10 protein-coding genes are annotated in these 14,168 nt (G+C 47.2%); 9 read left to right on the top strand and 1 reads right to left on the bottom strand.

The features are described from left to right. Positions 1-49: 49 nt before the first annotated feature. The 9 genes from J3492_RS02865 to J3492_RS02825 all read left to right on the top strand — a co-directional run bounded on the left by J3492_RS02865 (position 50) and on the right by J3492_RS02825 (position 13,106). Positions 50-646, top strand: coding sequence for a LemA family protein (locus tag J3492_RS02865; RefSeq protein ID WP_207989659.1), 597 nt, complete (start codon positions 50-52; stop codon positions 644-646). Between the two features lie 33 nt (positions 647-679). Continuing rightward, positions 680-3,622 (top strand): M48 family metalloprotease, encoded by a 2,943-nt coding sequence (locus J3492_RS02860; RefSeq protein ID WP_207989657.1) that lies wholly within the window; start codon positions 680-682, stop codon positions 3,620-3,622. Between the two features lie 121 nt (positions 3,623-3,743). Then, the gene (locus J3492_RS02855) at positions 3,744-4,658 is read left to right on the top strand and encodes a hypothetical protein (protein WP_207989650.1); all 915 of its coding nucleotides are present in this window, start codon (positions 3,744-3,746) and stop codon (positions 4,656-4,658) included. A gap of 195 nt (positions 4,659-4,853) precedes the next feature. Then, positions 4,854-5,963, top strand: coding sequence for a 3-phosphoserine/phosphohydroxythreonine transaminase (gene serC / locus J3492_RS02850; RefSeq protein WP_207989648.1), 1,110 nt, complete (start codon positions 4,854-4,856; stop codon positions 5,961-5,963). Positions 5,964-6,353: 390 nt separating this feature from the next. Beyond that, positions 6,354-8,186, top strand: coding sequence for an extracellular solute-binding protein (locus tag J3492_RS02845; protein ID WP_424108375.1), 1,833 nt, complete (start codon positions 6,354-6,356; stop codon positions 8,184-8,186). Positions 8,187-8,422: 236 nt separating this feature from the next. Then, a complete protein-coding gene (gloB, locus tag J3492_RS02840) occupies positions 8,423-9,202 on the top strand; it encodes a hydroxyacylglutathione hydrolase (protein WP_207989644.1) in 780 nt (259 codons plus the stop codon). Between the two features lie 42 nt (positions 9,203-9,244). Continuing rightward, positions 9,245-10,315, top strand: coding sequence for a microcin C ABC transporter permease YejB (locus J3492_RS02835; RefSeq protein ID WP_207989637.1), 1,071 nt, complete (start codon positions 9,245-9,247; stop codon positions 10,313-10,315). Positions 10,316-10,318: 3 nt separating this feature from the next. Continuing rightward, complete coding sequence (locus tag J3492_RS02830) at positions 10,319-11,392, top strand: ABC transporter permease (protein ID WP_207989635.1); 1,074 nt, start codon at positions 10,319-10,321, stop codon at positions 11,390-11,392. A 1-nt stretch (position 11,393) separates the two neighbouring features. Next, positions 11,394-13,106, top strand: coding sequence for an ABC transporter ATP-binding protein (locus tag J3492_RS02825; protein ID WP_207989632.1), 1,713 nt, complete (start codon positions 11,394-11,396; stop codon positions 13,104-13,106). A gap of 264 nt (positions 13,107-13,370) precedes the next feature. On the opposite strand, the gene folE is transcribed toward J3492_RS02825, so the two are convergent. After that, positions 13,371-13,979, bottom strand: a complete 609-nt coding sequence (gene folE / locus J3492_RS02820) for a GTP cyclohydrolase I FolE (protein WP_207989630.1) — start codon at positions 13,977-13,979, stop codon at positions 13,371-13,373. Positions 13,980-14,168 lie beyond the last annotated feature (189 nt).

Genomic DNA, 14,168 nt, shown 5'->3' with positions numbered 1-14,168 from the left:
AGGTATAAAATATAAAGGCGATTCATCTAAAAGTTTTTGGGGTGTTATTATGAAAATGTTTGTTTGGCTGTTCATCATTATTGCTGTATTGGGAGTGGTGTTTGGCGTATCGATATTCAATAAGTTAGTACGGTCACGTAATCAAGCAAAAAACGGTTTTGCGCAGATAGATGTGCAGCTCAAGCGTCGCCATGATTTGATTCCAAACTTGGTGGAGACCGCCAAACGTTATTTGACGCATGAAGAAGAAACGCTGACTCGTGTGATTAGCGCCCGTAATCATGCCCAAAGTTTGCAAGACGCCAATCAGCATCAGCCAGACTCGCTTGAGCATATGGCGTTGTTTGCAAAAGCAGAAAGTATGCTGTCTCAAGCTTTAGGGCAGTTTTCAGCGGTGGTGGAGGCGTATCCTGAATTAAAGGCAGACAGTATGATCAAAGAGCTGATGGATGAGCTGGCCAATACCGAAAACCGCATCGGCTTCGCCCGTCAGCACTATAACGACAGCGTCATGTTTTACAATAACGATCGGGAGATATTCCCCAACAACTTGGTGAGTACTACCTTTGGTTTTCGTCCTCTCAGCCCACTGGTTTTTGAAGATAGAGAAGTCATTGCTCAAGCGCCCATCGTTGATATGGCTTAAAGTTGTAACCGTAGAGTCTAGTGAGATAAGCTGATGGATTTTTTTGCTGAACAGCGAATACGCAGGCGGCGCAGCCTATTGCTTTATGGACTGTTTTTTCTTATTGTCCTTGCGCATATGGCAGTGGCGCTCGCTGTCGTTTGGCTTTTATTCACGGTCTTTACAGGTGGTATATATTATTGGGCGCTGGTACTGGTCGTTGTTTGGATATTGGCAAGTTTTGTCGGTGGGAGTTATTTGGAGTATCGACGTTTGAGAGCTGGTGGTCGAGCGATCGCTCAGCGTGTAGGGGCGGTACGTCTGTTTATCGATCAGAGCCAAGACGTATGGGCGCACAGTCACAGCATTGCTCATCAGCATGAGCCTATCCCAAAAGTGCGCTTTAGTGACCACCATATAGCGGTACGTGATGAGCGAGACTTTCCGCCGGTGTATCGGCGTTATTATGAAATCGCTCAGCAGTTGGCGATCGCATCAGGTTTACCACTGCCGATTCTTTATGTGCTGCCTGATGAGCAGGGTATCAACGGCTTTGTGGCGGGTCGTCATAGCCAAGATATGGTGTTGGTGGTGACACAAGGTGCGCTAGATAAGCTTTCTGATGACGCCCTATATGGGCTTATCGGTCATGAGTATGGCCATATTTTGCATGGTGATGCCAAGTTTAATTTACAGCTGATGGTGGTGTTAGCCGGCTTACAAATATTATATGACTGGAGTGATCCCATCGGCACGAGCAGTCGTCACCATCATAATCACAGCAATCGTTCTAATGGTGCTTTTGGATCAGTAAGTCGAGGCACGTTGTCGCCTTATCTGTCACAAGGCTCTATTGACCATCATGCACGTCGCACTGAAAGCCAAACAGCAAGCTTTACCACACATGGTGAGTGGGTGGCATACTGGCAAACCCAGAGTCAGGCTCAGCAGTCATCAGCGAAGCGTCAATCGAGATGGTCACATGGCGGGCCTGTCATAGATCGGCAAGCGCCACGTAGTGTCTGGACTCTAATGTTACACGGGCTGAGCTTTTCGAGTATGGCCAGTGCACAGCTGATAAAACACAGCTTTAACCGTCAGCGTGAGCTGCTCGCTGATGCCACCAGCGTGCAGCTGACTCGCTCGCCTGCGATTATCGAAACCCTAAAGGCCATCCATCAAGATGCACTTGGCTCACGCTTGACAGGTATCGCTGACATCAATGGGCTAAGTCATTTCTTCTTTGCTAGTAGTGGGGCTGATCTAGGTGATGTCTCGTGGTTTGCCACCCATCCTAGCTTAAGCGAGCGTATGAGCGCCATCAGTGCCAATGCTTATCATGATTTCGCTGTACAGGTGGCACGAGAAAAACGCCTTAATCAACAAAAAATAAAAGAGATATATGAGCAGCGTCGGCTGGGTGATTGGGGTGTAATAACAACAAATAGCCTAAGCAGCGAAAAAGAAACGGTTACAGCTCAGTCTCATATATCCAAAGCTCAACCCGCATCTGCTCATTACTCTGCCGATAATAGGAGCAACGAGAGTACTCATGAAATTATTGACAATAAAGCTTCAGATGCAGAACTTGAATTTGTCGTAGAGGAAGATGTAGTTATCGATGGGCGTTTGCAGGTACAGCTAGAAGACAGGGGTACTTATCAGCTGCTAAAACCATGGCAAGCAGCGCCTGATAGTGATTTGCCATCCGCAGTTTTGATAAGCGTTGACGATCTAACAAAGGTCACACTATCACAATGTATACTCAATCACAGTCATCACCCATTAGGAGTACAGGCGCTGATTGAGGCGGTGATGCTGTGTCATCAATGGCATGCGCTGTCTACAGTTGCGACTTATGATCTACAAGATATTTGGATGGGTATGACAGATAATGGCGTATCTACTAACAGCACTGAAGCTCGTCTAAAAGCAGATACGGTCAGAAGCCAGCAGGTTTTAGCACACACTATAGATTCTAAGCTGTTAATAGAAGTGGCCCGTCTAGATCGGCGGTTGGACAGCGCTTTGATAGCATTTGCCCTCAAACAACTACGCCAGCATAAGCTATCAAAAAGTACTATCAATGAGTTACGTCTCAAAAGTGAGCACAGCCACAGCAGTCAAGCTCAGCAATCCTATAAGCAGCAACAACGATGCCGCACGATGCTGCTGCGCTATCAACAAGGTATCTTAGAATTGTTTCGCCAGCATTTGTCCTCTGATTTGACGCTCGGCTTTGCCCATAATCTAGCAGACCAAAAACCTTCAAAGGTTAATGCGCCATCAGTACCGACTGCTGTGAGTCATGCACCACGCTTAACGCATCAGCCTTCATCAATATTACCCCTATGGCAGGCGCTGCAGTTGCAGCAGTTATTGCCTGTGCTTGCAGAGGTGTTAGGTGATGATTGTACCGAGCAGCCGTCAATGTGGCAGCCATTATTAAAGGCAGGCGTGGATGACATATGGGTGCAGCTTGATCCTTCAGGACAGGTTTTTGATGGCCTTGATGGGGCCCATAGGGTCATATTGACGCTGCTTGCTTATCGATTGTCAAAAGATGTCAGAGGTCAGATGGTATTGGCCGCAGATAACCGGGTCTATAGCTCGGTGCTCGGTTATCATAATGACAGCGCTGCGCACTATGTGACAGATTTACGCCGACATGCACGCCTGATTGATATTGATTTGGCGATCGTCAGTGATGTCAATCTACACTGGCTACTATTGACCGCACAACGTCTGAACAGCGTACAGCTGCTGGCTGTTATTAATACTATACCTGCAGTCAAGGCTGAGACTAAAGAGACGCCATTTAAAGAGAATTGTCGACAGAAGCCACCGTATGACTGGCAAATGGACTATAATAAGTATCGGCAATGGCTAGGTACATTGCATACCGTGATGTTACACGATACGATAATCAGTCAAGATGAATACGACTGTCTCATGATGCTTTCAGAGTGCTGGCTGGGTGTGCGTCAGCTTTTTTGATGCGATATATGGACTGATGATCGTCCTGCGTCAATGCCTTAACGGGTTGTTGATGTTGTTAAGGGATGGTGTTGACAAAAACGGTAAACTCATTTTTAGATAAGTAGGGTAGTAGAGCCGCATGAGTGATATCCAAGACCCGCTAATTATACTGCAACGCCGTAAGCAGCAGCGCCAAATCCTAGCGATGATGGGCATCGATCAATGGGTGCGTCCTGATACTGCGACACTCACTATAAGCGACATAGCTACAGCTGATATAGCCTCTGCTGCTATTGATTCTACTGTGAATGACCACCAAGCACACTCATCCAATCAAGGCGACAGTCATACAAGCAGTCAACACCCAAGCCATGAGCATGCATCTCGTGCGTTACCTGACACATTAAGTAATACCCCTGAAAGTGTCACTGAGCCTTATGAATTCGAGAGCCATACAGTAGTCCACCCCGATGAGACGGCAGACAGTGATGGCTATACCGCCCGTGGCCCAACATCAACAAGTCCAGTAAGCTATAATTTTGATAGCTTGAGCAATCACGGCGCCAATGACGCACCAGATGAGCGCCAACAGGCATCAAAAGCCATCAAACAGGCCGTTGCACCGCTGGTGGATACGGTAACAGCGACACCATCTGCTCAGCCGCCCAAGCATGATCTTGATATGGATGCCAAAAAAGTAGCGCCTTTTGATCTGCAGGGTGGGCGCTACGGCAACTGGGTCATATTGGTCGATATTCAGGTGTTGGATCAAGCCAGTCAGAAGCTATGGCACAACATCACCCAAGCGCTATCTATCGCCTGTGAGACGACATCATTTCCTATCTGCGCTGGCATGGACACCGCTGAGTTGGCCAATGCCAGCTTTGCAGGTTATGTATTTAAAATATCTCGCAGCGAAGACAGCCAAGTGGCAGCACTAACAGCATTGCCTGAAGGTCTTGAACACCCTAAGCTGACAGCTGTACCCACATTGGATGAGATGCTTGCTGATAGTCATCTTAAGCGGCAACTGTGGGAGCAGATATCGAGTTAGAGCTCAAGCCAAAGCTTACATATATAGGTATTAAAACCGATAAAAAAAAGATGACTTGCCATACAAGGGTTTTACAGCTGCAGGTTCAAAACTGCGCCGTTAACGCTTATAAAACAAACCTGACTCTCAACGTAGTATAAGCAGTTGAAAGTCAGGTATAACAACGATGACTTCATCATATTTAGGATAAAGACTATGACGACTAATGCCACCGCTAACCGTGTTCCCAATTTTTCAGCAGGACCTGCCACCATCCCGACCGCCGTGCTTGAGCGTGCGCAAAACGAGCTTCTCGACTGGCAAGGACGGGGCATGTCAGTGATGGAAGTGAGCCACCGCAGTAAGGAATATGTGGCCATCACCGAAGACGCTGAAGCTAAATTGCGCTCATTGATGGATATTCCTGATAATTATAAAGTGTTGTTTTTGCAAGGGGGCGCCAGCTTACAGTTTTCAGCCATACCTTTGAACCTATTAAAGGATGGGCGTGCAGATTATCTAACGACAGGGGCTTGGTCTGGTAAAGCGGTCAAAGAAGCCAAACGTTATGCCGACCTAGGTCTTGGTACAGTTAATGAGGTCGCTACTGGTAAAGACAGTAATTTTACAGATGTGCCTGCCCAAAGTGATTGGAGCGTTAGTGAAGATGCGGCATATTTTCACTACTGTGCCAATGAGACCATTCATGGTCTACAGATATTTGAGCCGCCACAGGTGAATGCGCCCTTGATAGCCGACATGTCTTCTTGCATATTGTCACAACCGATAGATGTGTCGAAGTTTGGCATGATCTACGCCGGTGCGCAAAAAAACATCGGCCCTGCCGGTCTTATTATTGTGATTATTCGTGAAGACTTGTTGGGGCAGGCGAGCGAATGGTGCCCGCTGCTGATGAATTATGAGCATCAGGCCGAAAAAGAATCCATGTCAAACACGCCAGCGACGTACTCTTGGTACTTGGCAGGGTTGGTGTTTGATTGGTTGGAAGCGCAGGGCGGGGTTGAAGCCATTTATAAAGTGAATCAGCAAAAGGCGGATTTGCTGTATCAGACGATTGATGACAGCAGCTTTTATAACAACCCAGTGGCACCTGAATATCGCTCTATCATGAATGTGCCCTTTACGCTGGCCGACAGCAGCCTAGACAAGGTGTTTTTAGCAGAGTCAGAGGCAGCAGGTTTAATGAATCTAAAAGGTCATCGTGATGTGGGCGGCATGCGTGCCAGTATTTACAACGCCGTATCGCTTGAATGGGTACAAAAGCTAGTGGACTTTATGATTGCGTTTGAAAAGAAGCATGCTTAAGTCATCATAGGCTTGGAAATAAAAGACGCCGCTCTTACAAGTTGCGTCTTTTTTTATGAGTATTGGCGTTTGCGCAGACCAATCGTGCCGCCGGTCGCAATCTAAACACTGCAAACCGCTAGGTTAAAAAACTGAAGTTTGTTATGATAAAATTTTGCGATATGGCTATTTTTTAGTCAACACTTCAATTTTTGCTGCCCAAAAGAGTGGTGTTATATAGTCAGCTGAATGTAAAACTGTTATGGATTTAAACGTGCTACTGGTATAGATTTTACTTGCGTGCTGCGTACCTTCGATGCTGCGCAACCTATATTTTGAACAGAAAGCATCCCAGTAACGCTATGACATGTTTAGAGTGTATCGACTATAGAGGGTTAGAATAGGCTCATGATAATAAAAAATGCCATGCTAAATGCGGTATTGTTTGCTGTTGCTATCAGTTGGATCCCAGCCAGCATAGCCGCACCTATTACCACGACGGCGCTTGGTCATAATAGTCCGACTGAGTATATTGACGTGCCTTTTATGCCTTATGCCAATCCACAGGCGCCTAAAGGTGGCACGCTCTCACTGGACGCACGTGGCACTTTTAATGCGGCCAATAAATGGATGACCACGGGGGTGGCGATGGTCGGTACCGACTATCTGTATGATACCTTAATGACAGGCTCACTCAATGAAGCCTTTACCATGTATCCACAGCTGGCAAGCAAGGTGACTTATGACCCTGATGACACCAGCTGGATTGTCTATCATATCAATCCTGCGGCTCGATTTTGGGACGGCTCGCCTGTGACCAGCCATGATGTCAAAGCCACTTATGATGCCATTCTGACTAAAGGACCGATGTATATTCGCAGTTACTTAAGCGATATCCAAGAGGTACAAGTCATCGACGAGCATCAGGTGAAGTTTGTATTTGCTTCTGCTGATAACAAAGAGATCTTGCTCACCGTTGGACAGTTTCCAGTGTTTGCCAAATCTTCTATCGAGGCTGACTTTGAAAAGATCAGCTTAACGCCATTGATGGGTAGCGGCCCTTATCAGCTAGGTCGGGTCGATGCGGGGCGCTCGGTCAACTATATACGTGACCCCAACTATTGGGGACGTGATTTGATGGTTAATCGGGGCAGATATAACTTTGATAGGATTAAGTTTGTCTATTATCAAAGTGATGAGATTGCTTTTGAAGGCTTTAAATCTGGTCAGTATCGCTTTCGTCCAGAAAACAAAGCCTCTAACTGGGCAACGGGTTATAACTTCCCAGCAGTAAAGGCGGGCCTTATCAATAAAGAAAGCATCAGCAGTCAAAACCCCGTACCGATGCAAGCATTGGTCATGAATATGCGCCGACCATTGTTTCAAGACATTCGCGTACGCCAAGCTTTGACGGCCGCTTATGACTTTGAATGGATGAATAAAACGCTATTTCACAATCAATATGAGCGCCTTCAAAGCTTCTTTCATGGCTCAGAGCTTGCCGCTACGGGCACGCCATCTGTTGCTGAGATGCAGGTGCTGACCCCTTTGTTGCCTAGTCTTGAACCGATACAGCGCCGTGCAGTATTGGCGAAATGGCAGCTGCCAACCAGCGATGGCAGTGGTTTTAATCGTGATGGACTGCTAAAAGCAAGGCGGCTGTTGCTCGATGCTGGGTTTTACTATGATGACATGAAACTGTATCAGCCCAATGGACAGCTTGCACGGATTGAGATGCTGATGACAGGTGAGACCATGGGGCGAGTGCTACTGCCTTATATTCGTAATCTCAAGCGCTTGGGGTTCGATGCGACCCTACGCCAAGTAGACGGGCCACAATATTATGAGCGTATGCGCCGCTTTGATTATGATATGGTGGTGGATGTATTTGCCCAAAGCCTATCACCGGGGGCTGAACAAGCGGCATTTTGGGGCAGTAGTGCCGCTGATGAAGCTGGCAATAGAAATACAGCCGGTATCAAAAGCCCTGTCATCGATGAGGTTGTAGCGGCGCTAGGCGACGCTGAGAATCGTGACGAGATTATACTGTATACCAAGGTGCTTGATCGACTGCTGCGAGCAGGGCACTATGTTGTGCCGTTATATGGCAAATCTGGGACCAATGTCGCTTATTGGAATCAATACCGTCATACTAAAAAACTACCAACCAATGCCGTCGGTATCGACTATTGGTGGGTTGATAAACAAGCAGAAGCACGCATAGATAGCTACTTAAGACAGTAATGACTAGGGCATGTCCTCAATTCAATCGAAGGATACCTAAATGGGCTAAAAATGGCTAAATCTTGCCAAACAGCGTTAAATAGCTAGGTAATATCCCGATATTATCTGCGCTATTTTCCTTGTTTGGCGGCAATTTATCTCATTTTTATCTCCATTTTTAAAATGAGGACAAGCCCTAAAAGCGCTCAGACAAACAAAATAGTAGCGATAAAGACAATGACAAGTAAGGATTTAATATGAGTATTCGTATTCACCCAATTAAAGCATTTAATGATAACTATATTTGGACGCTTATCAACGAAGGCAATAAACAAGCCATTGTTATCGATCCCGGTCAAGCTGAGCCTGTCATTACCTACTTAGAAGACAATGAGCTAGAGCTGACTTCAATATGGACCACGCATCATCATTATGATCATGTCGGCGGGGTCGCAGAGCTGCAAGAAGCTTATCCGATGACACATCTGGTCGCCCATGGCGAGCACACAGTAGATGAAGACCAGACGATTAAAGACGGCAGTACAGTCAGTGCTTGGGGCTGTGCGGCGCAAGTATGGGATGTGTCGGGTCATACGGCCAGTCACATGGCTTATATATTAGATATCGATGGGCAAAAGCATTGTTTTTGTGGAGACACGCTATTTAGTGCCGGCTGTGGACGTGTCTTTACCGGAACGATTGAGCAGTTGCATGACAGCTTTGAGCGCTTAAACAGGCTACCAGCTGAGACCTTGCTGTATCCTGCACATGAATATACCGCCAGCAATCTGCGTTTTGGCCTAACGATTGAGCCCGCCAATGAAGTGATGCAGCAGACGCTAGCACAGGCAGAAGCGCAGACGGCTCAAGGCGTTCCTACGCTGCCTGTCACCTTAGCGCATGAGCGTGCAGTCAATGTGTTTTTACGCACGCAAGAACCGACCGTCATCGCAGGTGTAAAATCACAGGTTGCTATCGATGATGACAAGCCGTTGACTGTATTTGCTGCCTTACGTGAGCTAAAAGATAACTTCTAACCGCTACGCTGTCATACTTGATTAAACTAGGAAGCTGTCATTATGGGTCGTTATATCTTAAAAAGATTGCTGCTGATATTACCGACGCTATTTTTGATATTGCTGGCGAACTTTGTCATTGTCCAAGCCGCACCCGGCGGCCCTGTCGAGCAGCAGTTGGCGCTTATCGAGCAAGGCGCAAAAGACAATGCGCTTGGTGGTCATATCGGCGCAGGCAGTGCTGGCGGCAATGACAGCACCTATCAAGGCACACGAGGCTTATCTGAGGAGATGGTTGCAGCAATCAATGCTCAGTACGGCTTTGATAAGTCCGCCCCCGAGCGTTTTTGGTTGATGTTAAAGAATTACGCCCAGCTTGATTTTGGTGAGTCGTTTTTTAAAGGTCAATCCGTGACCGATCTTATTATTGAAAAGCTACCTGTGTCGATCTCGCTTGGGCTGTGGAGTACGCTGCTGATTTATATGATAGCGATACCGTTGGGGGTCTATAAAGCCATGCATCATGGCTCGGGAGTTGATAAAGCCACTGCCATGCTGCTGGCCATTGGTCATGCGATACCTGTATTTGTCTTTGCCGTTATATTACTGGTGTTCTTCGCCGGTGGTAGCTACTGGAATCTCTTTCCGCTACAAGGACTGACTTCTGAGAACTTTGATCAGTTAAGTACCTTGGGTAAGGTAAAAGATTATTTTTGGCATCTGGCTTTGCCGCTGCTGGCAAGTACGGTTGGCGGTTTTGCAGGTTTGACTTATCTGACTAAGTTTAGCTTTTTGGAGGAGCTGGGTAAGCAGTATGTGCTTACTGCACGTGCTAAGGGCTTGAGCGAGCGTCAAGTGTTGTACGGTCACGTATTTCGTAATGCGATGCTGATTATCATCGCTGGGATTCCAGCGGCTATTGTCGGTATTTTCTTTGCGGGTAACTTTCTGATTGAGATTATCTTTAAGCTTGATGGTTTAGGTCTACTTGGTTTTGAGGCCATTCAGCAGCGAGATTATCCCGTGATATTTGGCACTCTGTTTATTTTTACCTTGGTCGGGTTGTTATTACAATTAATCAGTGATTTGAGTTATCACCTCATTGATCCTCGTATTGATTTTGAGGGGCGCTAATTAATGTCAAGTCACCCATTACCTTCAACCGCACCTTCTGTTTCACTAGAAAAAAAACGTCGCCTAAACCCTATTTGGCAGGCACGCCTAAGCCGCTTTCGTCGCAATCGTCTTGGGGTTATATCACTGGTTGTTTTTGTCCTGATATTTGTCATTTGTATGGCAGCCAACGTGATTGCCAATGACAAGCCGCTGTTGGTACAGTATCAAGGCGATTACTATTTTCCTGTGCTAAAAGCCTATCCCGAAACCACTTTTGGCGGGGTGTTTGAGACTGAAACCAATTACAAAGATCCTGCCGTGCAACGTTTAATTAATGAGCAGGGTTTTTATGTCATGCCGCTGATTCCCTTTGCTGATCAGACCCCAAACGTAGAGTTGGGTATCCCTTATCCGGCAGCGCCCAATAGTCAAAACTGGCTGGGAACAGATGATCTGGGTCGTGATGTACTGGCCCGAATACTGTACGGCATGCGAATATCGCTACTGTTTGGTATCGCCTTGACGCTAGCAGGCGCCATGATTGGCATCATTGTGGGAGCAGTACAAGGCTATTATGGAGGCTGGGTGGATCTGGCGGGGCAGCGCTTTATGGAAGTGTGGGGCGGTATGCCGCAGCTGTTTATGATTATTATCTTAGTCAGCTTGTTTAGTCCCAGTGTTTTTGTGTTGTTTGCCATGATGCTGTTGTTTGGTTGGATGGGCTTGGTTGGTTTGGTACGGGCGGAGTTTTTACGGGCCCGTAACTTTGATTATGTGCGAGCCGCTCGCAACCTTGGGGTCTCAGACCGACGCATTATGCTCAGGCATATTCTGCCCAATGCTTTAGCGTCTAGCTTATCGCAGCTACCGTTTATTTTGACTGCCAATATCATCGCCTTAACGGCGCTAGACTTTTTAGGGTATGGCCTACCGCCTGGCTCACCATCGCTGGGCGAGTTGATGGTACAAGGCAAAAATAATCTCGATGCCCCCTGGTTAGCGCTGTCAGGGTTTTTCAGCTTGACTTTGATTTTGTCTCTACTTATTTTTGTTGGCGAAGCGCTGCGTGATGCCTTTGATCCGAGGCGTTCTTAATATGACCATAACGACCGTACACAATACCCTGATCGATGTTGCTCCCAGCAGGACAGATAACCATGCTTGTAGTGGCCACAACCAACCCATGCTGGTGGTAAATAAGCTAAAAATCGTCACTGCCACAGGGGTCACCTTAGTGGATGAGTTATCGTATACGCTCAGACAGGCTCAGACACTGGCCATCGTCGGCGAGTCAGGCTCTGGCAAATCGATTGCTAGCCTAGCGTTACTGGGTCTGTTGCCTGATAGTTTGACTGTGACAGGAGAAGTAGAGCTCGCAGAAACTGCTGGCATGATCCACTTGCCTATCACCCAATCTACTCAATCGACCATCAGGGATAAACAGCGTGAAGCATCGCTACGCACTATCCGTGGGCAGCGCATCGGTATGGTGTTTCAGGAACCGATGACGGCACTCAATCCACTCCACACCGTCGCTAAGCAAATCGCCGAATCTTTGCATTTGAGCGGCGTCGCCAAAAAGCACTGGCATGAAAAGAGCCTCGCTTTACTGAATGATGTCAATATCACTGATCCGGCTGATAAACTAAATCGCTATCCACATGAGCTGTCAGGCGGACAACGTCAGCGGGTGATGATTGCCATGGCATTGGCGCAGCAGCCGGATATCCTCATCGCTGATGAGCCAACGACTGCACTGGATGTCACCTTGCAGCATGAAATCCTTGAGCTACTTAATAACCTTAAGCGTCAGCATAATATGGCGATGATACTCATCAGCCATGATCTTAATTTGGTTAGGCGCTACAGTGATGAAGTCATCGTCATGCGTCAAGGACAAACGATAGAGCAGGGGCAAACCGCAGCGGTATTCAGTCAACCCAAAGCCGACTATACCCGCTCGCTCATAGCCCAAGACTTTGGGCAAGCGCTAGATTTATGGGGGGATGACCAAAGTCAGCAACCGACCGTATTGCAAGTCAGTCATTTACAAGTGCAGTTTCCGATAGAAAAAAGCCTCTTTGGCGCTACCAAACGTTGGTTTGATGCCGTAAGTCATGTCGACATGCAGCTACAAAAAGGACAGGCGCTCGGCATCGTGGGTGAGTCCGGCTCAGGCAAAACCACCATCGCCCTCGCGCTAACTCAGCTGCTGAGCAATCAAGCTCGTGTCAATGGTCAGGTGATCGTCAACGGTCAAGACATCTCGTCACTGTCCAACAAAGAACGCCGCCAATTTCGCTCACAAATCCAAATGGTGTTTCAAGACCCCTTTGCCAGTATCAACCCACGCATGACTGTGATGCAAATCATCGAAGAAGGACTGTTGGTTCAAGGTGTCGATAAAAAAACACGTCAAAGCGCTGTCATAGAGAGCTTAGCGACAGTGCATCTGCCGAGTGAGTTTGCCCAGCGCTATCCGCATGAGCTATCAGGCGGTCAGCGTCAGCGGGTGGCGCTTGCCCGTGCGCTAATCATGCAGCCAAGCCTATTGATATTAGATGAGCCAACTTCTGCACTTGATAGTAGCACACAGGTTACTGTGGTCAGTTTGCTACGAGAGATTCAAGCAAAACTACAGCTCAGTTATGTGTTTATCAGTCATGATCTAAAAGTGGTGCGTGCCCTGTGCCAGCACATCATGGTGCTAAAAGAAGGCAGATGTATTGAGTATGGTCGTACTGAAGAGGTTTTTGACCACCCAGAGCATCCGTATGCCAAGCAGCTATTGCAGGCCAGTGTCACCTAGCTTGAGTCAAAACTGTCATACATTTAAAAACAAGGACGCTGGTACGCCTTTGAGGGGATGCTGATGGGGTGTTATCGTCAAAGCGGGTTCAGAGGTATTATAGTCAGCTGAATGTAAAACTGTTATGGATTTAAACGCGCTACTGGTATAAATTTTACTTGCGTGCTGCTCTCCCTAGAGGCTGCGCAACCTATATTTTGAACAGAAAGCACCCCAGTAGCGCTATGTTCTTTTTAAAGTGCATCGACTATAAGTAGACAGGGATTAAAACGCTGGCTGGCGCTTAGGTACAGCATTTAAGAACTCATTGCGTGCCTGATTGTCATGCATATACTCACCAAGCATCGCTGTGCTACGAGTGGTAGAGTGCTGTTTGCTGACGCCACGCATCATCATACACATGTGCGAAGCATCCATGACCACGGCCACACCGCGGCAGCCCGTGACGTCCATAATGGCTTGGGCAACTTGCTCACTTAGGTTTTCTTGAATCTGTAAGCGGCGAGCAAACATATCGACGATACGGGCAAACTTAGATAAGCCGAGCACCTGCCCATCAGGCAGATAGCCAATATGGGCAATGCCATGAAAAGGCAGCATATGATGTTCGCATAATGAATAAAATTCAATGTTTTGTACCAAGACCAGCTCACGATTGGTCGATGGAAATACGGCGTCATTGACGACTTCATCTAGGTTTTGCTGATAGCCTTGAGTCAGATGCCCAAAGGCTTTTGCCGCCCGCATAGGCGTATCTACGAGGCCTGGACGCAATAAACTCTCGCCAGTCGATGCGATCAGTTGACGATAAGATTCGATACTTTGTTGGTGATTTGGTGTGGTTTCTGATGTGATTATTGGGGTATTACTCATAAGTGTGGCAGCCATCCAAAATGTGCAAGCAGGGTGCAAGAAATGTGCAAGCTTTGAAAGGATGTGATTATACTCGAAATCGGCTCAGTTTAATACTGCTGTACTCAGTACTAAATATTTAGCTGAGGGTGGCAGGCGCTGTAAAATGTCATGAGTTTACGACTGTTTACTTAAGTTGATTCGTGTATA

The sequence above is a fragment of the Psychrobacter coccoides genome (assembly GCF_017498085.1).
Taxonomy (GTDB): domain Bacteria; phylum Pseudomonadota; class Gammaproteobacteria; order Pseudomonadales; family Moraxellaceae; genus Psychrobacter; species Psychrobacter coccoides.
Note: the sequence above shows the minus strand (reverse complement) of the source record. Positions and strands in the feature narration are given on the sequence as shown.